Source organism: Bacillus sp. TH25, from assembly GCF_016650935.1.
Classification (GTDB): Bacteria; Bacillota; Bacilli; order Bacillales; family Bacillaceae_G; genus Bacillus_A; species Bacillus_A mycoides.
Map to the genome: position 1 here is coordinate 1,295,421 of NZ_JAEKEU010000009.1, position 21,358 is coordinate 1,316,778.

Genomic DNA, 21,358 nt, shown 5'->3' on the forward strand with positions numbered 1-21,358 from the left:
CTTAAGTGTTTAAAATCTTAGCTTGATGGATATGGGTAGCACCACATCGCTATCAACCTAAGAAAATACAACTACCCCCAGAACGAGATTTTGTGCTAATTGGTAATAAAAAAGCTCATTTTTTCGTGTTGGGGTGGATTTGTTCTCTTAAGTTGATGGGCATGGGGTATCGCCACATCACTATCAAGCTAACAAAACAAGAGTCACTTTTGTTATAAGATATTTTTGACTTATGTTTCATTTATTATATCTTTAAAATATAGTTTCATATCCTTAGCTTCGAATTCATTTATTTCAAGGGGGGAGCGCAATCATACATTTAGTATTTATACTTTGCATTGAATGCTTTTATTTTGCATCAACAACATCCATAAATTTAAGAGTAATCCTGTTATAAAAAGCATCTGTACATAGTATAGAACAATTCAATGGATCAATATCAGTCACGGTCATGTAGTTAGTAAGCAGATAGCCATCTTCGTAATATGTAATCAACACCTCTTCTTCAGATAGTAATGAGCATAATAACATGTTCTCGATAAGTTCTTTTTCTTCAGAAGTTAAGAGTGGACGTGCTACTTTATTTTTTTCCTTAATAATCTCACGTATACCGTCAAATTGTTCTGTCATTGCAGCAAATGGCGTCCATTTCACCATTCCTCGTCCCTTTGGCATATTAGTGTTGTTCATGATTTGTGTCCTCCTAACAATGTGTTTCTGTATCTTGCTGTAGCACTATTTGTATAAGAAATTCCTCTTAATATGCTGTTCTTACCAAACTTAGTGCGTATTTCATCCATTACCTTCGTTAATTTCATTTCTTTTTCTCGTTGTATTACATTGTCAAAAAGAGATATTTGTTCTTCACCTTCATTGATTAAGTTGGTTAAAGAAACATTGATAGATCTAATTGGTTCCCCGGTATAAAACTTATGTAAAAAATATGTACAAATATGATAGATATCCATTGTTAAATTAGTTGGTCGGTTCATAGTGTGAGTTTTTCTGAAACCACCAGCGTAATTTTTACTGTAACCAATGGAAAAATGGATTGTTTGAGCTAGTTTGTTTTGTCTTCTCATCCGATAACAAACTTCTTCGATATGTTCCAGAAGGATAATTGGAAATTCTTCTATTGTGTAATCACGCATGACTATATATCGGCAGCTAAATTTGTAAGTGAAGGTATTTATCACGGAACGCGAATTGGTGGAGTTTGCTTGATTGGATATGTATTTGTTCGTATCGTAATCATGTTTTAAGGAGGGAAGGGAGTAATGGGGATTATAAAGGAGTGGCTTCGTACGCAAAGGTTAAGGAATCAGCTTATGGAGGTGTTCGGAAAAGCAGGTTTATATACGGAACATCAAACACGCGGGGGAAAAGTGCCTATTTATCCAAAGGTACATAATGTTTCTTCTTCAGCAGAAAGCGTGAGGTATGTTTTTACCATACCAAACGGATTAGATCCACAGAAGATTGAAAAGAAGTGGTTTTGTTTTCAACAAATATTAGGACGGAATATTACGATTGAAGGTGATGTGAAAAGATTTGTCCTACATGTATTCCGTTCAAATGCTGGGCTAAAATCGTACAATTATTATTATAAAGAGTGGCAGCCACTATTAAAAGGTTACCGTTTACCTGTTGTGGTTGGCAGGGACCAATTCGGAAAAATGATTGCGTACGATATGATTGACTCCAATTCACCGCACTTATTAATTGCAGGGGAAACGGGAAGCGGGAAAAGTAGTATGGTACGTGTTGTACTATCCACACTCATTCAATATATGTCTCCTGATACGTTGCATTTGTATCTTGGAGATTTAAAAAACTCTGAATTTCATTTCTTGCGAAGAGTGAAGCATGTAAAAGAAGTTTGTATGGAAGAAATTGAAATGAAAATAATGCTTCAAAAGGTGTGGAAGGAAATTAGAGAACGAAGAAAACTTATGGAAGAATATGAGGTTGATCATATTGATGCCTACAACAAATTAAATCCAGATCATCAAAAACCATATATTCTACTTGCTATCGATGAAGTGGCTATGCTTAAAGATGAAAAAGAGTGTATGACTACAATTGAAAAGATTTCAGCAGTCGGTCGATCACTTGGAGTTTTTCTTATGCTTAGTATGCAGCGGCCAGATGCGAAAGTTTTAGATGGTAAGTTAAAACTAAATATGACCGTTAGAATCGGCTTTAAATGTGATAGTGCAATTAATAGTAATATCATGGGTACTCCTGGTTCAGAGCACTTAGAGCAATCTGGCCAAATGATTTTAAAACGAAATGGATTAAAGAAAGTGCAAGCTCCTTATTTGGAATTAAGTAAGGCGAAACAAATTGTTAAACCATATTGCACGTCTAAAGAGGAGAAAATACTTCAGAATTCATCGCAAGAAGAAATTCCGTTATTTGGGGTGTTAGATGATGAAGAGTAGAGATAAAGGAATTTTGAATGATTTGAAGCGATTTAGATGCATGTCCCGTGACGATATTATTGACTTGCATTTTCAAGGCTTAAAGAATGCGGTAACTTGCTGTAATACGGTTATGAAACGATTAAGAAGAGATGGCTATGTTGATGCGAATGTTTGGCAGCACCCATACATTTATTTTCCGCAACCGAGTTCTATCAGAAAGACAAGTCAAAAAACCCCTCATTTCCTTGGTATTGTGGACGTATACAAACAACTCGTTCATTATGAAAACCCTAAACTATTCAAAGTTGAACCAAAGTATGGGAAAGAATATATGGAGCCGGATGCTTTTACTATATGGCGTAGATCACCATTCTTTATTGAAGTTCAAAAGTCAGTGTACAGTAAAAAAATAATGAAAGATAAGATAAACAGATACGAGTTATACTTCCATAGCCAAGAATGGCACAATGAATCCTGGCAACCGAAAGGTTCTAAATTCTTTCCTTCAATCCTTATAATTACTGACAAACATTACGACGTTCAATCTCCCCATTTTCGTATATTTCAGGCGAATTCTATAGAAAGTTTTATGAATAATTTAGCGGTGAAATCATAAAGAAAGCCTGCATAGTGCAGAGCTTTTTTCTTTTTGATAATGTATTAAGCCGTGTGTGATGCGGATTGTTAGAAGGCGGTAAATGAGGGGAGTTAATTTGAAACAAGTCATGAAATAGTAAAGAACATGAAGAAGAAAGTAATCCTTCAAATGATTTTCAATGGTTAAGCAAATATTTCATTGTATAGCGTCTAGGGGGATAATATCTCATTTGTAAGTATTTACGTAGTTAATTTTGTTATCTTACGAAAATGTAATGTGGACGTCATGTTTTTGAATTTCTCTTCAAACGAAAACAGAATAAGATTACAGTATAATAGAAAATCAAAGAGGTGAACAACATGAAAAGACATATTGCACTTTTTAGTATTTTAGTTATATTTGCAAGCTTATTAGTTGGTTGTGATATCAACCGTATGGGTAAAGATGAATATTACGTTCAAATTACAATGGATGGAAAAGAGGGAGTTTCAAAATCTATGGATGGTGAAGTGATGGGAAAGGAGTATGAATATATATTATCGGGTTTTGATAAGGAAGGTAAAGAAAAGGAGTTAGAATTTACTGCGCAAAAGAATCTTCGTAAAAAAGCATTCCTACGTGTATATCACTCAGATAAAAAAGGTGTAACAGCTTGGGAAGAAGTGCAGAAAGACGAGCTTCCTACGATAGTGGAAGGAAAATTAGGTGTGAAATAATCAGTTATTTGTGATGGTAGATTCTCCTACGTGGAGGGTTCGCCGTTTTTTCTTATATTTTATCTCTTAGTTTTCTATATAAAGTATAGTGAACTACCCACCACTTACCGGCTATCACTGCTTGAAGTGGGGGCTTCCTGATTCTACAAGCATTGCCTATCTCTTACGAGATTCGGTCTTACACGCTCTCCACAGGCGTAGATTATACTGTTCGGACAAGACCTTGCCCTACAGTTATATAGATGTTATGTACATTTAATATGTTGGCTGATACGCAATTTGCGTTAAGCCGGCTTTTTCAATGTTAATCGCTGCATTGTGGTCACGATCCAGTACAGTACCACATTGTTTGCATACGTGCGTACGAACAGAAAGTGATTTCTTAACTGTTTCCCCGCAATTCGAACATTTTTGTGACGTGTAGTGCGGTTTTACCAGTACCAAACATCCACCATTTCGTTTTGCCTTGTAGGAGAGGAATGTACGGAACATCCCCCAACCTGCATCGTGGATGGATTTTGCTAGGTGACGGTTACGTACCATATTTTTGATTTTTAGGTCTTCTATACAAATTACACCATAGCTGTTGGTTAATCGGAAGCTTAGTTTGTGCAAGAAATCCTTACGCTGATTCGCTATCTTGGCATGAATTTGTTGTAATTTGTCAACTTGCTTGCACCAGTTCTTCGAACCTTTTTTCATTTTTGAATGTTTACGTTGTGCACGTTTTAATTTACGCTCTTCTTTGCGTAAGAACGTAGGATTCTGAACTTCTTCTCCATTAGATAGAACCGCAAATTTTTTGATGCCTACATCAATACCAGTTGTTTTATTTGCATCACAAATAGAATCTTGGTTTACGTGTTTTTCAACACAAAAAGTCGCAAACCAACGGTTTCCTTGGTGTTTTATGACAACTTGTTTAACGCGGCCATCTAATTTACGATGCCATTTGATATCAATCACCCCTAATTTCGAGATAAGAAGTTTACCGCCTTTTGTGAGAGAACACATACGACGGCTTGTCCCCAACGAACCATCCTTCTTTTTATATTTGAACATACCAAATTGAATAAGAGTAATAGAACGATATTCTTTAAAACTTTTTATTTTTGGATAGCCAGCATCCTTTTTAAAGAACTTTTTATAGGCTTTTTCCAAGCGCGCAAACACTTCCTGAAGAGGTTGCGAAGGAACCTCTTTTAAGAAATGATATATCTTTTTATCAAGTTTTTGCTGATTTTGTAATTTATACCGTGTTAAGTCTTTTTTGTTTTGTTTATAATATCGTTGTTTATCTAGCAAAGCGGAGTTATATTGCTGACGACAAATGGAAATCCATCTCTCTAGTGTATGTTGTTGTTCTATTGTAGGATAGATTTCAAACCTGTAGTTCAATTTCATTATGTCGTCACCTCCGAATGTTTGTTCTAATAACTCTATTATAAACAAATTTTACGATGCTTTACCACTCAGAAGTACTTTTGTTAGGTCGGGCCATTCATCTCCCACCTACGCTGCGCTTAGAGGAAGGAGAATTCTGGCTGAAGTTCGTTAAAAAGATAGGGTAAATCTTTTTCTAAAATGATACCTCCAAAATTAATAACTTGTACGATAATCTCTGAATTATCACTAAATCCATTCATATCAACAAGTTGTCCCACATATCCGATTGTACCAATACCTTTTTAATGTAAGCATAAAAAATGCCCTTTATCTTATCTTTACCTTATCTTTAAATTTTTATATTAAACTTTAAACCTTAAAGTATTAATGTTTAAGTCTAAAAAGGAGCGGGAGATAGATGTCCATTACATATTTTGTAAATAACCAATCACCTTTGAAAAATAGAATTTCTTATACGAGGAGGAATATATGAAGAATACGAGTAAAATAAGAATTATTATATTATTCTTTATTAGTATTTTAGGTTTAGGAACAATGCTTGGAATACTATACCTTAATCATAAAACCAATATTCAACAAAATAAAGCGCTTGCGACCGAAAAACGTGTTTTGCAATATGAGCTCACCTTGAAAAAAGAATTAGAAAAATATAATTTAGGAGAGAAAACAGCAGTTTTATTAGGAATTATGTACCAAGAGAGTAGAGGTGAGGGAAACGACCCTATGCAGTCTTCTGAATCACTGGGATTAAAGCTAAATGAAATTCAAGAGACAAGCTTGAGCATTAAACAAGGGGTAAAACACTTTGCTCAAATGTACAAATATGGAACGGAAAAAGATGTTAGCATGGAGACAATTATTCAAAGCTATAATATGGGACCAGGGTATATTGATTTTATCGCCAGTCAAGAAGTTAAACAACACTCGGAAGATTCGGCTAAAAAGTTTTCTAAGATGAAAGTTGATCAAAATCCAGCGATGTACACTTGTGGTGGAAATAAAAATAATTTTAGGTATCCATATTGTTATGGTGATTTCACATATGCCACAAAGGTGAATGAAAAAACAAAACTTATTGAAGAACTTCTTCGAAATGTATATAACTCTTCTAAATAAGCTGCAGAATGAAATATAATGATACCGTCAGTTATCAACAATAAAATATTAGAATATAACTTATATTTTAAATAAAATTAGGGAATTATGAACGTTTTTTATTAGCACAGGAGTTAGCGGATATTGTTCATAGAGATGTTGATTTAGTTGATTTATCAGGAGCTTCTACAGTTTTTCAAGCTCAGATTATACATACAGGTAAGACAGTATTTTGTTCTGATGAAGAACGAAAAATCATTTTTGAAATGAAGACTTTAAAAATGTATTCAAAATTGAATGAGGAACGCCAGATAGTATTTGATGATATAAAGAAAAGAGGTTCTATCTATGAAGAATGAAGTCATTTTGAATAAAATTTCTACAATAGAGCGTTGTATAAAAAGAATACAGGACGTATATGGAAATAATCCTGATAATTTGGAGGATTATACAAAGCAAGATTCTATAATATTGAACATACAAAGAGCTTGCGAAGCAAGTATTGATTTAGCAATGCATATTGTTGCAGGGAAAAAATTAGGATTACCTCAATCAAGTCGAGACGCTTTTGATTTGTTGGTTGCAGCAGATTTACTTAGCGCAGAGCTAGCAAGTAAATTAAAGGCGATGGTGGGATTTCGAAATATTGCTGTTCATGATTATCAAAGTGTAAACTTAGATATTGTTCGTCAAATTATTGAAAAACATCTAAAAGACTTTAAACTATTTACGAAAGAAGTTATGGAAATTTTGGACTTATAGAAGCACAAATCTTAGAATCATAATTGCATAGAAGAACATTATAGCAATTGTACATTATGATGAGTAAAGTACTTCTGTGAATACTTTGCTTGTTTTAACAAATAAAAACAAATCAAGTAAAACATGGACATATTGAAAAAAGACACCTTAAGGTGTCTTTTGGGGTTGAAAATATACAATCTGTTTAAGTAGATGTAACTATTAAATTTGAATAAGAAGAAAATCATGTTTGTCGATTCTTAATAAGTATAGCATAAAAAACAGGATAATTACACAAAAATCCGTATATATGTGTATATAAATAATATTACTGTAATTGTTAGATTAAATAAAGGTTTAAAAGTTGCTCTAGAATATTATGATTATATTGAGTTAGGTAGTGTAAAGTATAGGATTGAACCACCCCCACTTTCACTTCGTTTAGAAGAGGGGGATTCCTAAGTAAAGAGTTCTATCGAACTTTAATTTATTAGGCTAACCCCGCAGTCCTTACGGTTAGAAGCCTTATCGCTTCATTCTTTAGATTGATACTTGCGTTAATATCCCTATCATGGTGTGTACGACAAGAAGGGCATTCCGATTTACGTAGGTTTAGATTTTTAACGTCTTTGTTTTGATATCCACAACAAGAACATAATTGGCTTGAAGCAAATGTTTTCGATACGACAATGACTTGTTTGCCGTACCATTTTGCTTTATATTCCAACATGGTTTGAAACTGTGACCAGGAAACCTCACTACTTGCTTTTGCTAACTTATGATTCTTTAACATATTCGATACTTGTAAATCTTCTATACCGATAACATCGTGGTTTTTGCCCATCCCCTCGAAAAGGGGGAATAAGAAAAAAGCAAACTTCCCTTTTAAGAAGATTTGCTTTTTTCTAAGCTATATTCGTATTCTTTGACTCTTCTATATTTGCTATGGTAAGCACTTTTATAAATACAACGTATTTATTGATTAACAAAAATATAAAATCCTTTTTCCCATCGATTTTTGAGCCATTGCAATTCTTCTTTCATATTGGGAACGTATTCATTTGTTCGTTCCATCAATTTATAGGTTTCCACTAGTTCCAAACATCGATTTGGACTAGTAAGAGAATGTATAAAGAGCATATCACGTTTTGTTACCGAACCAAAAGAGATCCCTTCACGGCTCACCGATAATAACTCTTGAATTTCCTCTTGATCCATATTTGTTTTCTTTAGGTAATTATTCATATCAATGAATGTGGTGTAACTCCATTTCATATTGTCATAATCATTTTCTTGTAGGATCATTTCACGATAAGATTCCATATCATGTATGAGGAAATTACGAATCGCGTCTATAGAAAATTGCATGTACCAAACTTCCTTTACTGTATAGGGTATGTGTGAGTTTTGAGGTTCCTTTAAAAAAAGTATTTTCCTAATATGTAGGAAAATACTTTTTTACTTTACCATATATTTAAGTTCTTAGCTGGTTTTAAAACCTGGTAATTTTGAAGGGAGAATCTTCATCGCTTCTCCTGTTTTTGGATTACGACCGTTACGCTCTGCAAGTTCCTGGACTTCGGATGTCCTCAAAAAACAAGTAACTGTACTTTTTCGGCATGTTGTAAAGATTTTGCGATTTGGTCCAATCCTATTTTTATCGCTGAAAACGCATCTTTTATGTTAAGTTTGTTTCTTGTTTAATGAGTTCCATTTTTTCATCTGTCACACCTATATATTCGGCAAGATTTCAGTAATCATTATAACGTGTTTGCTATATGTAAAACGAGATTCTTGCTTGCATTATCATATTTATACTAGAGAAAGTTATGCTGTCTTCAAAAAAATTAATCAATATTTAAAAAATGTCAGAGAAGGATTTATATCTGATGTACTGACAGGCGTGTTGTTTTTTTGTATATCTTCAATGTTCTTAATATAGCTACTTTACTTGTTTTATTAATAATTTGTATTTTGAAATTCAAGGATGATATTGATGTACATTTGCGTAAGTGAATAGTTTTCTGTTGAGTTTATAATAGGTGAAAAAAACGATCAATAGTTGGGGTACGGAAAGGATTCGAACTTACATTCTTTCTCAATACATATTATGGATAAATAAAGTAAAATATGGGTTGGGGTTATGTCTCATGTTGTGTTAATCCTAACAATAACTAAGGGTACATAATATGCTTTCATACCTTTGAATAATTTTGTTATAGAAGGGATGGAGATTTAAATGGCTCAAATTGTTGGTATTGATAGATACCTTTGTACTGGGGCTTTAATCTATATGCGTGAGGGCCTTTCCCTAAGTCTTGTCAGGAAGTAAGGAACAGTAAGCAAACACTTATACAATATGAATAGAGGAGAGGAATGCCTTATGAAAATACGTAGTCAAATTACATGTGCAAGTCTGGCCCTTTTAATAGCTGGAAGTTCCCTGTTATATACAACACCAACCTCAATTGTAAAAGCAGAGCCCACTCAAAATGTATCTAGTTCGTTACAAACAAATACTCAACGAGATCGTACTTCCGTCAAGCAAGCAATGCGGGATACATTGCAACTTGGATACCCGGGGATACTTGCTAAAACTTCTGAGGGTGGAAAAACGTGGGGGTATGCCGCTGGAATAGCGGATCTGAGAACCAAGAAACCAATGAAAACAGATTTTCGCTTTCGCATTGGGAGTGTGACGAAGACGTTCACCGCAACAGTTGTACTTCAATTAGCTGGAGAGAATCGCCTGAATCTAGACGACTACATCGAAGACTGGTTGCCTGGTGTCATTCAAGGAAATGGATATGATGGTAACCAGATTACTATCCGGCAGATATTGAACCATACAAGTGGTATCGCTGAATACTCAAGGTCAAAAAACGCTGATTTTACGGATACAAAAAAATCGTATACGGCTGAAGAGTTAGTGAAGATGGGGGTTTCTCTGCCTCCAGACTTTGCCCCAGGAGATGGCTGGTCTTATTCAAACACAGGATACGTATTACTGGGCATTCTTATTGAAAAAGTAACCAGAAACAGCTATGCGGAAGAGATTGAAAATCGGATTATTGAGCCACTCGAATTGTCGAATACATTCCTACCAGGCAATTCAAGTGTTATTCCAGGCACTAACCATGCCCGTGGATATGTCCAACCAGACGGAGCAAGTGAGCTAAAAGACGTTACTTATTATAACCCAAGTGCAGGTAGCTCTGCTGGAGATATGATTTCTACTGCTGACGACTTAAATAAATTCTTCTCTTACTTGCTCGGTGGCAAATTACTGAAGGAACAGCAACTAAAACAAATGCTTACTACAGTTCCTACAGGAAAAGAAGGAATCGATGGATATGGTCTTGGAATCTATGAAACTAAGCTTCCAAGCGGTGTCTCGATATGGGGACACACCGGTGGCATTCTAGGGTTTACAACTCTTGTTGGAGGTAAACTTGGAGGCAAGCATACGTTGGTCGTCAATTGGAATAGTTTGGGTAGAACTGACAGTCCTAATCCTTTTAAAAATATTTTACTTGCTGAATTTAGCAAGTAGGCCAAAAGGAAGAATGGATAAATTTTATCATATTTTCATAGTTAAACAAATAAATGATGAAATTGATCACTTATCTAAGGAGGCAATTCCCTCATGAAAAATAAACTAACTGGTGTATTAGCCGCTACATTAGCGCTAACTATGATTCTACCAACAGGGGCGAAAGCATTTTCTGACGGTAAGACTACAGTTGTATCTAACGCAGAAGTAGCTAGCCAAGAACTGAAGAAGATTGCAGCAGAAAAGGCTGCGCTACTCACGAAGTCCCATGGGACGACTAGCGTGCAGTATGCGCTAATTGATAATGGCAAGCTTACTTTGTCGGGGCAGGCTGGAAAGAACGATATGGAAGGGGAACAGCCGCTAACCAAAGATACTCTATACGGGATTGGTTCAGTCAGTAAAATGTATGCAACAGCGGCTGTAATGAAATTGGTCGACGAAGGAAAAGTCGATTTGGATGCTCCTGTGGTCAACTATGTTCCTGATTTTAAGATGAAAGATGGGCGGTACAAAAGCATTACCCCGCGTATGTTGTTGAATCACTCCTCCGGCTTGCAAGGTTCCACGTTAAGTAATGCATTTTTATTTAACGATAATGATACCTATTCCCATGATGTCTTGTTGCAGCAATTGTCCAACCAGAGCCTGAAAGCAGACCCTGGCGCGTTTTCGGTATACTGCAACGATGGCTTTACGCTGGCCGAAATTTTGGTGGAAAGAGTCAGCGGTATGAGCTTTACCGAATTTCTACATCAACGGTTTACAGAACCCTTAAAGATGAATCATACAAAAACGCCGCAGGACAAATGGAGAGACGAAAAGCGGGCTGGACTTTATTTTCCGGCGTACCAAGGGCAGCTTCCAATTGAATCGGTGAATGTGATTGGTACGGGAGGGGTCTCTTCCACGGCAGAAGATATGGTACGATTCTCACAATTATTTATGGGACAGGGAAAAGGGATCCTCTCTGATAAGGTAGTCAAGGCGATGGAGCAAGAGGAATATAAAAAAGGAATGTGGCCGGGGGAAGGAGATAATATTTTCAACTATGGTCTTGGCTGGGATAGTGTGAAACTATACCCATTCAGTGAATATGGGATAAAAGGCTTGGCTAAGGGCGGCGACACGTCACTGCAACATGCTATACTGGTCGTGCTTCCGGAACAGAAAATGGCAGCGGCTGTGTTGTCATCCGGTGGACGAAGCTCTACAAATCAACTGCTGGCAACTGAATTGCTGCTCGCCGTGCTTAAAGAGAAGGGTACAATTAAGAACATCAAGCCGAACAAATCTTTTGGCAAGCCGGTCAAGGTCAAGATGCCTCAAGACGTGGCAAAGAAAGCGGGCTTTTATGGCAATAGCGAAACTCATTTCAAAATTGAAATTACGAAGAATGGAGAACTGTTCTTACCATCTAATCGAGAAGAAAAATATGTATATACTGCGGATGGAAGCTTTATTAATGAGAAGGGTACTTCTAAGCTCAACTTTGTCACCGAAAAGAATGGAAGAACTTATTTGAGGGAGAGCACATATAAATCGACACCAGACTTAGGGCAAGGTGCGATGACTCACTATTTGGCCGAGAAACTAGAAGACAATGTGCTATCGAAGAAAACCGCTGCCGCATGGGCGAAGCGGGAAGGTGTCAAGTTCTATCTCGTGAATGAGAAATTTAGTTCTATTGAATATCTCGTACAACCGAAACTTATTACCACACAAATTACTCGTAAGGAAGGCCTGGCGGGCTATTGGGAGGGCAGAAAAATTACAGGTCCGAACACCGCGACGCATCAGCTCCAGATCCCCGTGATGAATGGCCGTGATACGACGGAAACGCATTTCTATACAGAAGGCGGCAATGAATATATGGAAATGGCCGGGTTGTTATACGTAAGTGGAACCAACGTAAAACCACTTGATGCTGGCCAATCATCCAAAGTTACGCTGCAAGCAAATGGGCATGCGAAATGGTTTACGATCCCGCAAGCGGCAGCAGGAAAAAGGATGACCGTGACATTGCCATCGACGGGTGCGTTCGCGGTGTATGATGAGGATGGAGTATGCGTCAACTTTACCATCGTGAGCGGCAATAACAAAGTAAAACTGCCGAAGAATGGAACGGTTGTAATTGCTGGGGCACCGAACTCAGAATTTGCAATTACGTTGAACTAGCTACAATTCAAGATGGACTTCAACAAAACCAGTACGACATAGGAACGGTGTTTTGCTGGTTTTGTTTGTATTTACGTATTATCTTTAAGAAGAGAATTTCAACGAATAATATCACGCTCAAACTCTGCAAAAACAGCTATCATACCAATTCAGGGCAATCATCATTTGCTCCATTAATCTTCTTGATGTAAATACGTTCGCAGCCGGTATTATGATGTACAAGCCCTATACGATACAGGAATTATCCGAGGTGTTTCAGCTACTAAGTTTACGCCATATGGCACACTCACATGTCAACAGGCTGCACTTATGTTAGAACGAACTCTAGAATATCTAGGTGTAGAAAAAGAGTCAAATATAGGGCCCTACCACATCGCTATCAAGCTAAGAAAAGTAAATACCCCCAGAACGAAATTTTGTGCTAACTTGTAGCAAAAAAGCTCATTTTTTTGTTTTGGGGTAATTCTGAATTCTTAAGTTGATGGGCATGTGTAGAGAAGGCCATTTTGATTAATCTTAATTCGAGATGCCTTCTTTTTGTTTGTAAAGAACCCCTTTATAAATAGTTTTTATTTTCATGCATCTTAAGATAAAAAGAATCCTCAATACGTCTGTGAAGTGTTTCGAAAGATACAAATTTTAAAACATGTATAACTTTCATATAGTGAAAATTAGTTTTTTAAAAGTATGAAAATAACAAATTATTATTATATATTTGTGTTTTCCTGTTGCAGAATCCTTATTATAAGGGTTCTTTTTTGTATTAAAGGTCTACAGCTCTCGATAAACTCCTGATTATCTCCATGTACACTCCAGATGCAGGACTTATAGTGAAAATATAAAGATGGAAATATCCAAGTGATATTAAGGGAGAAAGGAGTGTTCAAAATGGGACACTATGATACAAATCAAACAAGAAAAAACATGAATAGAGACGGTAAAAAAACAGGTTATTTTTTAACCGGAATAATTGGTGCAATGATTGGTGCAATTACAATCAGCTTGACCACTCCTTATATAGATGAAATTAAAGGAGGTGCAGGTCAATTCACTAAAAATAACGAGGTGAATCAGGTTACTCCTGTCTCGCACAAACCAGATGGTATGAGTAGTCTTCAAAATATGATTGAAGATGCAAAAGAAGTTGTAGTAGGTGTCATTAACTATCAAAAAAATTCAGATCCATTTGCTATGCAAGCACAATCAGAAGAAGCTGGTTCAGGATCAGGCGTCATATATAAAAAAACAGGTAATAAGGTTTTCATTGTCACAAATAATCATGTGATAGACGGTGCAAGTAAAATAGAAGTGAAATTGAATAATGGTAAAAATCTTATTGCTAAAGTAGTAGGGAAAGATCCATTATTAGATTTAGCTGTATTAGAAATTGATGGAACAGATGTGAAAAAAGTAGCAACTCTAGGAGATTCAGAAAAAATTCGTACGGGGGAATCTGTGATAGCTATTGGTAATCCATTAGGGTTAGAAGGAAGTGTAACAAAGGGGATTATTAGTAGCAAGGATCGAGTAATACCTGTTAGTACACTTGGAAATCAGCAAGTGGATTGGCAGGCACAGGTGATTCAAACAGATGCAGCTATTAATCCTGGGAATAGCGGCGGAGCTTTGTTTAATGAGCAGGGTGAGGTCATTGGAATTAATTCAAGTAAAATTGCACAACAAGCAGTTGAAGGAATCGGATTCGCAATTCCGATTAATATAGCTAAAACAGTTCTAGAGTCTCTTGAAAAAGAGGGGATAGTTAAACGTCCAATGATAGGTGTACAGCTATTTGATGTAGAGAAAATTACAAATTCTGCACGTGATCAATTAAAATTGCCAAAAGAGATAACAAATGGTGTTGTTTTGGGGAATATCTCAAATCAGTCACCAGCAGAAAAAGGAGGATTACAACAGCATGATGTTGTGATTGCATTGGATGAACAACAAATAGAAAATGTTGTTCAATTCCGCAAGTATTTATATGGAAAGAAAAAATCGGGGGACACAATTAAAGTAACAGTTTATCGTAATGGTGAAAAAATAACAAAAATGGTGAAATTAACGGATCAAAAATAGTCTGATTTTGAACAGACTAATCCGGTAAATTGATTAAACCCTTTTTGATTATATACACATGAATTCAATTCTAGTTCAAACTATTTTAGGATCATCTGAATCTGGTAAAGTTAAAACTCATAGCTAAGTTTGTAAGTTGGATACATCTAAAAATGGGTATTCGTGTTTTTCCAATCGTGTAATCTATTCATCTGAAAAATGTTCTTCAGAATGTACTAATAGAAATGGGAATTACAGGTGTAAAGGGTACAAAATAAAAAGGTAAGCACACTAAAATTGTTAGAGAAACTAGTAGTAAGAGATGTTAGCAAACTCTAATAAACAACCTCCCGAATTGGTAGGGGAGGTTGTTTATTTGTCAGATATTGGAATGATAACAACAAATTGTACACCTTGTTCTACATTATTAATAACGTACTCTAAACCTAGTGCTTCAAAAATTTGTTTTACAATATATAATCCTAAGCCACTCCCACCAGTATTTCGATTTCTTGATTTTTCAATTCGATAAAATGGTTCGAAGACATGTTGTATATCATTTTCTTTAATTTGTACACCTGTATTGATAATTTGAATTAAGATACAATTTTGTTTTGAGTCCTGAGTTAGCTGTATATATACCTTCTCATTATTCGGTGAATACATAATTGCATTATGAATAATATTTTTACAGGCTTTTTCTAAAAGAACCCGATCTGTATAGACAGAAAAGTGAGAATCAATCTGTTTTATGATTTGAATGTCTTTTTGAGAAGCAAAAAAACTGAGATCTTTTGTGATTATATCTATTAATTCGGAGAGATTTATTTCTTTTAATTGTGGTTTAAATGTATGTTGTTCTAATTTAGACATACTTAAAATCTCACGAACTAGATCTTCCATCTTTTCGATAATTTGGTGGTTTTTCTTTAAGTATTGGTCACGATCTTGATAAGGACCAATATTATATATCATCCCCTCTAAGTATCCTTTCATAATAGTGAGAGGGGTTTTTAATTCATGTGATACAGTTGCAAAAAATTCTCTGCGTTTTGTTTCTATTTCTCTTTCTTTTTCAATATCACTTTTTAATTGCTGATTTGCTTTTTGTAAATCAAACATAGTTTGTTGTAAATTAATGGACATATCATTCAAGCTATTAGATAGTTCCCCTAATTCATCCATAGAACGAACCTCAATTTTTTCGGAAAAGTCTAAGTCCGCCATTTTTTGTGCCCCTCGATTAATATAAATGAGTGGCTTTGTAATGAACCTTGAAAATAAATAAGCACTTCCTATCCCAATAACAACTACAATAATACTGATATAGGGAAGGAAACGTACCAAAACTTTGGAAGCCTCATCAATAGGTTGAAATGTTGCGTATACTATGACGGTTTGGTTACCATCCTGAAATGGAATATCATATGATTTGTTCAGGCTATTGGAACTCCCTATTCGTGCTGCTTGAGTAACACTTCCTTGAATAAATGTATAAGGAGTAGAATAAACGTTTACTCTTTCGTAATCTGGAAATCTGAGTATTGCATTATTTTTTTGCATATACTCCTCAAAAAGCGGTTGTGCATTTTGAAAAGTAAGATTCTTAGATTTATCAATTATTTCTTCCATTCCGTTTTCAAGCTGCTCTGTTTTATATTGTTCATAAAATGTAGGAAGAAAAAAGTATAAAGTTAAATAAATCATGACTGCAAAGGCTAACAAAATGAGGGATGTAGTCATAAAGAGTTTATAAGTAATTCGCTTCATCTTCAGGATTTTTACGATCCTATTCATCGATTTTATAACCTATACCCTTTATGGTTTTAATATAAGGGATATCTAATTTCTTTCGTATGTTTTTAATATGCGTATCGATTATTCGTGATTCCCCAATATAATCGTAGCCCCAAACTTTTTCTACGATGCTTTCTCTTAGGAGTACTTTTCTCTCATTTTGTAGTAGTAGTTGCAGAATTTCGAATTCTTTCGTTGTTAAGGAGATTTCAACTTCATTTACATATACTTTATAGGCGTCGACATCGACACGCAATTCTTTAAAGACGAAATGATTATCTAAGCTTTTATCATTGCTTCTTCTTAGTACTGCTTCGACTCGTCTAATCAAAACATGAAAAGAGAATGGTTTTGTAATATAATCATCGATTCCAAGATCAAATCCTTTCATTTGATCTTGTTCTTCTTCTAACGCAGTCAGCATAATAATTGGCACATTTGATTGACTTCGAATCATTTTCGCAACTTCAAATCCGTTAAGGTTTGGCATCATCACATCCAAAAGAATCAAATCAAAGGATTGCTTATTAAATTGTATCATTCCTTCTAATCCATCTGATGCAACTTCAACTGTATACTGTTGTGTCAATAAAAATTGTTTAATTAATTCCTGAATTTCTTGGTCGTCTTCTATTACAAGAATATGATGGTTGATCATTATATCACCTCTAGTAGCCATTATAACTTTACTATCTGGAGTTTGTATGGAGAATTACTAGAAAACAATATAAAGACTTCACAGGAAAACTATATATATTTCAAATCAGCTCCAGATTTAAAAGATATTATGTATACATAACACTTAAGAAAGAAGGAGGTAAGCAAAATGTCACTTGAAACAGACATAATTCTTTCTTTATTAGATATAAAATTGTGGATAATCCATCATTCGGAACATGGTCGTATAAAAATAAAAAAACAAAAAGTAAAATCATCACCGTATCTATATAAGTACGCAAGTGTAAATAAAAGAAACCTATATAAACCGAGTTAACAAAAATCCAGAAATTAGTTCCTTATCTCTATCAGATGTGAGTTAAACGTTAAAATACTTTTCAAAAGGAATGAAGCCAGAGTAAGAACAGATATCGTTTTTGTAAGAGGGATTAACTTAATTCAAATGGGTAAAGAAACTTTTGAAAGGCCAGAGAGGAATAGCTGAGAAATATCATCCAATGTTAAATATGATGATAAAAAACATATATTGGAAGACCCTATATATACAGGATATAGGGTCTTTTCATTATAAGAATACCTTTAAATTTGTGTATATAGTTTAGATTGAAGAAAATGAAATTTATGAAATCGGAAAATAGTCCATTTTCCCTAAAATTTGTTCATATTGTATATATTCCTGAGTGGCATTGATTTCTGGACTATTTTTTAAAGTTGTTAAAGCACTTTCAATTAAAAATTTTCTTGAATCTGCTTTATTATACATAATCTCTTCTTGAATAAAGTACAACAGGTTTAAACATGTTGTAATTTTCTGCTTTTCGAAACCATTTTTTTCTCAATCACTTTTTTAAGTTTAGCGTAGCAATTGAAAATTCATTGTTAAAAAAATCATTATAATCTGATTGAGGTAAAAATTCATTTATATATGCGGGTGTAAATAATTGAATGCTTTTTTCACTAATATCTTCCAAAATGATAATTATCCGATCCATACAATAAGTAACAATTTGCTTTATGGTAATTGTTTGATTCCATGCATTACTGGTATGAAGAATATTCTGCATCATACCTATGAAAATAACCGCACAATCCACTAAATAATTTGATTTATCCTCGGGGAAAATATTTGTAAAGCGTTTATACACCCAACTTAAAAATAAGTATTTAGACTGCTTAATAAATTGTATGAGATCTGGATCGTTTGATACAAGCACATCTTCAATTAATTGCATTAACTTGTTTTTTTTATTAAGTTCCATCATGAGGCTGACTTGTTCTATATAGATAGCAATATCTTTACAATCTTCTCCAATAAGTAATTTGTCTCTTTCCACTTGCATCTCTTCTTGGATAAGTTTAAATACAGCTTTGAATAGTTCGCCTTTGGAAGAAAAATAATTATAAAAAGAACCTTTGGAAATATTGCTATGATTTAAAATATCTTGAATAGATGTCGCGTGATATCCCTGTTCTATAAATAGCTCATGTGCTTTATCTAAAACGTCTCTTTTCTTCTTATTCATATTCTAAGCTCCTTTAGAGGTAATGCTCTTATATTAATAAATATATTGTAACAAAGAAAATACAACTAGTACAATTTTGGACAAACGGTACATTTTTGTTGATAATTAATTGCTAATGAGATATCATTAACCTTGTTGGACTTGAGGTATAAAAATAAACCGATAGTACAGAAGGAGGAATATACATGAAAGAAAAACAAACAAAAGCTTCTTTTAGCTTATTAGCGATTTTAATGATAGGAGCATTTGTAGCGTTATTAAGTAATACATTGCTTAATATAGCTTTACCATCTATCATGAAGGATTTTGATGTGAGTGCTTCAACCGTACAATGGTTATCGACAGGATATATGCTAGTAAATGGAATTTTAATTCCCACTACTGCATTTTTAATAAAAAAATATACGGCTAGACGATTATTTTTAACCTCTATGGGGTTGTTTACAATTGGTACATTAATAGGTGGATTTGCACCAAGTTTTTCAGTCTTACTTTCGGCTCGTATGATTCAAGCTTCAGGAGCGGCTTTAATTATGCCACTACTAATGAATGTTTTATATACAACATTTCCACCTGAAAAACGTGGCTCAGCAATGGGGATTTTTGGTTTAGTAATGATTTTTGCACCTGCTATTGGACCAACATTATCAGGATGGGTTATCCAACATTATGATTGGCCGGTACTTTTCTTAATGATGGCTCCTATAATGGCTTTAGTCTGGATTTTGGGATACTTTAAATTACATGATCACAAAGAAAAAAGCAATGACAATATTGATGGATTATCTGTTGTCTTATCAGCCTTGGCTTTTGGTGGTATTTTATATGGATTCAGCTCTGCTGGTAACAGTGGATGGAGTGCACCTAATGTTTATTTAACCATTATTATTGGACTAGCATCGTTGGTAGGGTTAATTGTTCGTCAATTTAATCTTGAGGAGCCTATGCTCGACTTTAGAGTATATAAATACCCAATGTTTGCTTTATCGTCAATTATTTCAGTGGCTTTAAACATGGCGATGTTCTCTGCCATGCTGTTATTACCGATTTATTTACAAAATATCCGTGGTATTTCCGCAATGGATTCTGGTTTACTAATGTTACCTGGCGCATTAATCATGGGGATTATGATGCCTATTACAGGGAAATTATTCGATAAATATGGTCCGAAATTGTTGGCGTTTATTGGCTTAGCTATTGTAATCGTTACAACATTTTTATTTAGTCAACTAACGGGATCCACTGGGTATACACATTTAGTTGTGTTATATGCAACTCGTATGCTTGGTATCTCAATGGTTATGATGCCGATTATGACGAATGGTTTAAATCAATTACCACCAGAATTTACACCACACGGAACAGCAATGAATAGTACGATTCAACAGGTTTCAGGAGCAATCGGTGGTAGCCTACTCGTTACAATTATGTCTAATCGAACAGCAATACATGTAGAAGAAATGATGTCTAATGCTATAAATAAGCTAACAAATGCACCTACTGGTGAAGCCTTAACAAAAATACAGCAGCACATCTCCATGGAAGCAACTATTTCAGGAATCAATGATGCATTTTTAGTATCAGCTGTTATTGCTGGTGTAGCATTTATTCTATCGTTCTTTCTTAAAAGAACAACAGTTCCAATTTCAAATCAAGTAGATGATCGACTTGAGAACATAAATTAGTTGTTTAAAAAATGAAGAATTTTTAGAGTTAAGGCATCTTCTTTCTGTCTATCTGATGAACGTTTTTAATGTGATTGATTCAATTGAACAATACATGTGAAAAGTTGAAATAAGAGGGGGATTAACATGGAAGATGTAAGAAAATGGGGTCAATTTTTACTACCATATAAGTTTGCTTTAGATGAAATGACAACCAAAATTAATATAATAGCTGAAGAAGCAAAGTATTTAAAAAACCATAATCAAATTGAGCATATTAAGACGAGACTTAAATCATTCGAAAGTATTCAACTAAAACTTGATAGAAAAGGAATTACTCCTACAATGTCAAACTCAAGAGAACAGTTGTATGATATTGCAGGTATGAGAATCATTTGTTCTTTTGTAAATGACATTTATGATATATATTCTCAGCTATCCAAACGAAATGATATTAAAATTGTACAGGTGAAAGACTATATTGAAAATCCAAAATCAAATGGGTATCAGAGTTTACATGTAATTGTACAAATACCTGTAACACTATCCCAAAAAGTAGAGACTGTTTATGTTGAAATACAGCTTCGAACCTTAGCGATGGATTTTTGGGCTAGCCTAGAACATAAAATTTATTATAAGTATGACAAAAAAATCCCTTTCTATCTGGAGCAAGAGCTTATTGACGCGGCCAAAACTGCAAAATCTTTGGATGAAAAGATGAGGGACATTCATGTAAGAGTGGAAGGTTTGAAAGGTTAAAGAGGCATGTTAAGAATAAATAGGATCGCATGAAACAACTTGTTATATAAAAGGATGCATATGCTTAATTGCAGCTGAGGGAATAAAGATTCAACACCAATGATTATCAATAATTGAAATGCTAATGATTATAATAAAAAAGAACCTTCAATAGGTTCTTTTTTA

The 21,358-nt window shown here is 34.6% G+C and carries 19 protein-coding genes and 3 pseudogenes; 12 read left to right on the forward strand and 10 right to left on the reverse strand.

What is annotated here, in order from left to right; genetic code table 11:
- Nucleotides 1-348: 348 nt before the first annotated feature.
- Together JFT89_RS11000 and JFT89_RS11005 are read right to left on the reverse strand one after the other, a co-directional pair.
- Entirely contained in the window at nt 349-690 is a 342-nt protein-coding gene (locus JFT89_RS11000; RefSeq protein ID WP_201039969.1) for a YolD-like family protein, read from the reverse strand.
- A pseudogene (locus tag JFT89_RS11005) lies at nt 687-1,157 on the reverse strand (DinB/UmuC family translesion DNA polymerase); the annotation flags it as partial. The gene JFT89_RS11000 and the pseudogene JFT89_RS11005, both read right to left, overlap by 4 nt.
- 120 nt (nt 1,158-1,277) lie before the next feature.
- Here JFT89_RS11005 and JFT89_RS11010 point away from each other — a divergent pair.
- The 3 genes from JFT89_RS11010 (at nt 1,278) to JFT89_RS11020 (ending at nt 3,740) form a co-directional block, all read left to right on the forward strand.
- On the forward strand, nt 1,278-2,444 hold the full coding sequence (locus JFT89_RS11010) for an FtsK/SpoIIIE domain-containing protein (RefSeq protein ID WP_016096732.1): 1,167 nt from the start codon (nt 1,278-1,280) through the stop codon (nt 2,442-2,444).
- Between the two features lie 22 nt (nt 2,445-2,466).
- Nucleotides 2,467-3,042 carry a replication-relaxation family protein gene (locus JFT89_RS11015; protein ID WP_201040025.1) on the forward strand — a complete coding sequence of 192 codons (576 nt, stop codon included), beginning with the start codon at nt 2,467-2,469 and terminating at the stop codon, nt 3,040-3,042.
- Between the two features lie 341 nt (nt 3,043-3,383).
- Entirely contained in the window at nt 3,384-3,740 is a 357-nt protein-coding gene (locus JFT89_RS11020) for a YxeA family protein (protein ID WP_016096730.1), read from the forward strand.
- Between the two features lie 255 nt (nt 3,741-3,995).
- Here JFT89_RS11020 and JFT89_RS11025 read toward each other — a convergent pair whose 3' ends face one another.
- Nucleotides 3,996-5,144: an RNA-guided endonuclease InsQ/TnpB family protein gene (locus tag JFT89_RS11025; RefSeq protein ID WP_201039970.1), complete on the reverse strand. Its 1,149-nt coding sequence runs from the start codon at nt 5,142-5,144 to the stop codon at nt 3,996-3,998.
- Between the two features lie 471 nt (nt 5,145-5,615).
- On the opposite strand from JFT89_RS11025, the gene JFT89_RS11030 reads away from it, so the two are divergent.
- The 3 genes and pseudogenes from JFT89_RS11030 to hepT all read left to right on the forward strand — a co-directional run bounded on the left by JFT89_RS11030 (nt 5,616) and on the right by hepT (nt 7,004).
- Entirely contained in the window at nt 5,616-6,263 is a 648-nt protein-coding gene (locus JFT89_RS11030; RefSeq protein ID WP_002069780.1) for a lysozyme family protein, read from the forward strand.
- A 77-nt stretch (nt 6,264-6,340) separates the two neighbouring features.
- Nucleotides 6,341-6,601, forward strand: a pseudogene (gene mntA, locus JFT89_RS11035) (type VII toxin-antitoxin system MntA family adenylyltransferase antitoxin); the annotation flags it as partial.
- Nucleotides 6,591-7,004 (forward strand): type VII toxin-antitoxin system HepT family RNase toxin, encoded by a 414-nt coding sequence (hepT, locus tag JFT89_RS11040; protein ID WP_016096728.1) that lies wholly within the window; start codon nt 6,591-6,593, stop codon nt 7,002-7,004. The pseudogene mntA and the gene hepT, both read left to right, overlap by 11 nt.
- A 469-nt stretch (nt 7,005-7,473) precedes the next feature.
- Here the strand turns inward: hepT and JFT89_RS11045 are convergent.
- The 3 genes and pseudogenes from JFT89_RS11045 to JFT89_RS30730 all read right to left on the reverse strand — a co-directional run.
- A pseudogene (locus tag JFT89_RS11045) lies at nt 7,474-7,821 on the reverse strand (RNA-guided endonuclease TnpB family protein); the annotation flags it as partial.
- Nucleotides 7,822-7,958: 137 nt separating this feature from the next.
- The gene (locus tag JFT89_RS11050) at nt 7,959-8,351 is read right to left on the reverse strand and encodes a hypothetical protein (RefSeq protein ID WP_016096727.1); all 393 of its coding nucleotides are present in this window, start codon (nt 8,349-8,351) and stop codon (nt 7,959-7,961) included.
- A gap of 114 nt (nt 8,352-8,465) precedes the next feature.
- Complete coding sequence (locus JFT89_RS30730) at nt 8,466-8,576, reverse strand: HU family DNA-binding protein (RefSeq protein WP_372475978.1); 111 nt, start codon at nt 8,574-8,576, stop codon at nt 8,466-8,468.
- A 790-nt stretch (nt 8,577-9,366) separates the two neighbouring features.
- Between JFT89_RS30730 and JFT89_RS11060 the strand changes: the two genes are divergently transcribed.
- The 3 genes from JFT89_RS11060 to JFT89_RS11070 all read left to right on the forward strand — a co-directional run bounded on the left by JFT89_RS11060 (nt 9,367) and on the right by JFT89_RS11070 (nt 14,793).
- A complete protein-coding gene (locus JFT89_RS11060) occupies nt 9,367-10,536 on the forward strand; it encodes a serine hydrolase domain-containing protein (protein ID WP_016096726.1) in 1,170 nt (389 codons plus the stop codon).
- Between the two features lie 93 nt (nt 10,537-10,629).
- Nucleotides 10,630-12,714 (forward strand): serine hydrolase domain-containing protein, encoded by a 2,085-nt coding sequence (locus JFT89_RS11065; RefSeq protein ID WP_201039971.1) that lies wholly within the window; start codon nt 10,630-10,632, stop codon nt 12,712-12,714.
- 879 nt (nt 12,715-13,593) lie between these two features.
- Nucleotides 13,594-14,793 carry a S1C family serine protease gene (locus JFT89_RS11070; protein ID WP_181777927.1) on the forward strand — a complete coding sequence of 400 codons (1,200 nt, stop codon included), beginning with the start codon at nt 13,594-13,596 and terminating at the stop codon, nt 14,791-14,793.
- Between the two features lie 351 nt (nt 14,794-15,144).
- Here JFT89_RS11070 and JFT89_RS11075 read toward each other — a convergent pair whose 3' ends face one another.
- A complete protein-coding gene (locus JFT89_RS11075) occupies nt 15,145-16,569 on the reverse strand; it encodes a sensor histidine kinase (protein WP_201039972.1) in 1,425 nt (474 codons plus the stop codon).
- Nucleotides 16,562-17,227, reverse strand: a complete 666-nt coding sequence (locus JFT89_RS11080; RefSeq protein WP_002069079.1) for a response regulator transcription factor — start codon at nt 17,225-17,227, stop codon at nt 16,562-16,564. Before JFT89_RS11080 ends, JFT89_RS11075 begins: the two co-directional genes overlap by 8 nt.
- 168 nt (nt 17,228-17,395) lie before the next feature.
- Between JFT89_RS11080 and JFT89_RS11085 the strand changes: the two genes are divergently transcribed.
- On the forward strand, nt 17,396-17,563 hold the full coding sequence (locus tag JFT89_RS11085; RefSeq protein WP_016096722.1) for a hypothetical protein: 168 nt from the start codon (nt 17,396-17,398) through the stop codon (nt 17,561-17,563).
- Nucleotides 17,564-17,866: 303 nt separating this feature from the next.
- Here the strand turns inward: JFT89_RS11085 and JFT89_RS30735 are convergent, their stop codons facing one another.
- Nucleotides 17,867-18,010: a hypothetical protein gene (locus tag JFT89_RS30735; protein WP_242488386.1), complete on the reverse strand. Its 144-nt coding sequence runs from the start codon at nt 18,008-18,010 to the stop codon at nt 17,867-17,869.
- 76 nt (nt 18,011-18,086) lie between these two features.
- A complete protein-coding gene (locus tag JFT89_RS11090) occupies nt 18,087-18,770 on the reverse strand; it encodes a TetR/AcrR family transcriptional regulator (protein ID WP_242488387.1) in 684 nt (227 codons plus the stop codon).
- A 185-nt stretch (nt 18,771-18,955) separates the two neighbouring features.
- Between JFT89_RS11090 and JFT89_RS11095 the strand changes: the two genes are divergently transcribed.
- Together JFT89_RS11095 and JFT89_RS11100 are read left to right on the forward strand one after the other, a co-directional pair.
- Complete coding sequence (locus JFT89_RS11095) at nt 18,956-20,455, forward strand: DHA2 family efflux MFS transporter permease subunit (protein WP_016096721.1); 1,500 nt, start codon at nt 18,956-18,958, stop codon at nt 20,453-20,455.
- 126 nt (nt 20,456-20,581) lie between these two features.
- Complete coding sequence (locus JFT89_RS11100) at nt 20,582-21,193, forward strand: GTP pyrophosphokinase (protein WP_016096720.1); 612 nt, start codon at nt 20,582-20,584, stop codon at nt 21,191-21,193.
- Nucleotides 21,194-21,358: the final 165 nt, after the last annotated feature.

Coding starts and splice junctions, on each gene's coding strand:
- JFT89_RS11000 (WP_201039969.1), bottom strand. CDS start 690: ATGAACAACACTAATATGCCAAAGGGACGAGGAATGGTGAAATGGACG.
- JFT89_RS11010 (WP_016096732.1), top strand. CDS start 1,278: ATGGGGATTATAAAGGAGTGGCTTCGTACGCAAAGGTTAAGGAATCAG.
- JFT89_RS11020 (WP_016096730.1), top strand. CDS start 3,384: ATGAAAAGACATATTGCACTTTTTAGTATTTTAGTTATATTTGCAAGC.
- JFT89_RS11025 (WP_201039970.1), bottom strand. CDS start 5,144: ATGAAATTGAACTACAGGTTTGAAATCTATCCTACAATAGAACAACAA.
- JFT89_RS11030 (WP_002069780.1), top strand. CDS start 5,616: ATGAAGAATACGAGTAAAATAAGAATTATTATATTATTCTTTATTAGT.
- hepT (WP_016096728.1), top strand. CDS start 6,591: ATGAAGAATGAAGTCATTTTGAATAAAATTTCTACAATAGAGCGTTGT.
- JFT89_RS11050 (WP_016096727.1), bottom strand. CDS start 8,351: ATGCAATTTTCTATAGACGCGATTCGTAATTTCCTCATACATGATATG.
- JFT89_RS11060 (WP_016096726.1), top strand. CDS start 9,367: ATGAAAATACGTAGTCAAATTACATGTGCAAGTCTGGCCCTTTTAATA.
- JFT89_RS11065 (WP_201039971.1), top strand. CDS start 10,630: ATGAAAAATAAACTAACTGGTGTATTAGCCGCTACATTAGCGCTAACT.
- JFT89_RS11075 (WP_201039972.1), bottom strand. CDS start 16,569: ATGAATAGGATCGTAAAAATCCTGAAGATGAAGCGAATTACTTATAAA.
- JFT89_RS11080 (WP_002069079.1), bottom strand. CDS start 17,227: ATGATCAACCATCATATTCTTGTAATAGAAGACGACCAAGAAATTCAG.
- JFT89_RS11085 (WP_016096722.1), top strand. CDS start 17,396: ATGTCACTTGAAACAGACATAATTCTTTCTTTATTAGATATAAAATTG.
- JFT89_RS30735 (WP_242488386.1), bottom strand. CDS start 18,010: ATGTATAATAAAGCAGATTCAAGAAAATTTTTAATTGAAAGTGCTTTA.
- JFT89_RS11090 (WP_242488387.1), bottom strand. CDS start 18,770: ATGAATAAGAAGAAAAGAGACGTTTTAGATAAAGCACATGAGCTATTT.
- JFT89_RS11095 (WP_016096721.1), top strand. CDS start 18,956: ATGAAAGAAAAACAAACAAAAGCTTCTTTTAGCTTATTAGCGATTTTA.
- JFT89_RS11100 (WP_016096720.1), top strand. CDS start 20,582: ATGGAAGATGTAAGAAAATGGGGTCAATTTTTACTACCATATAAGTTT.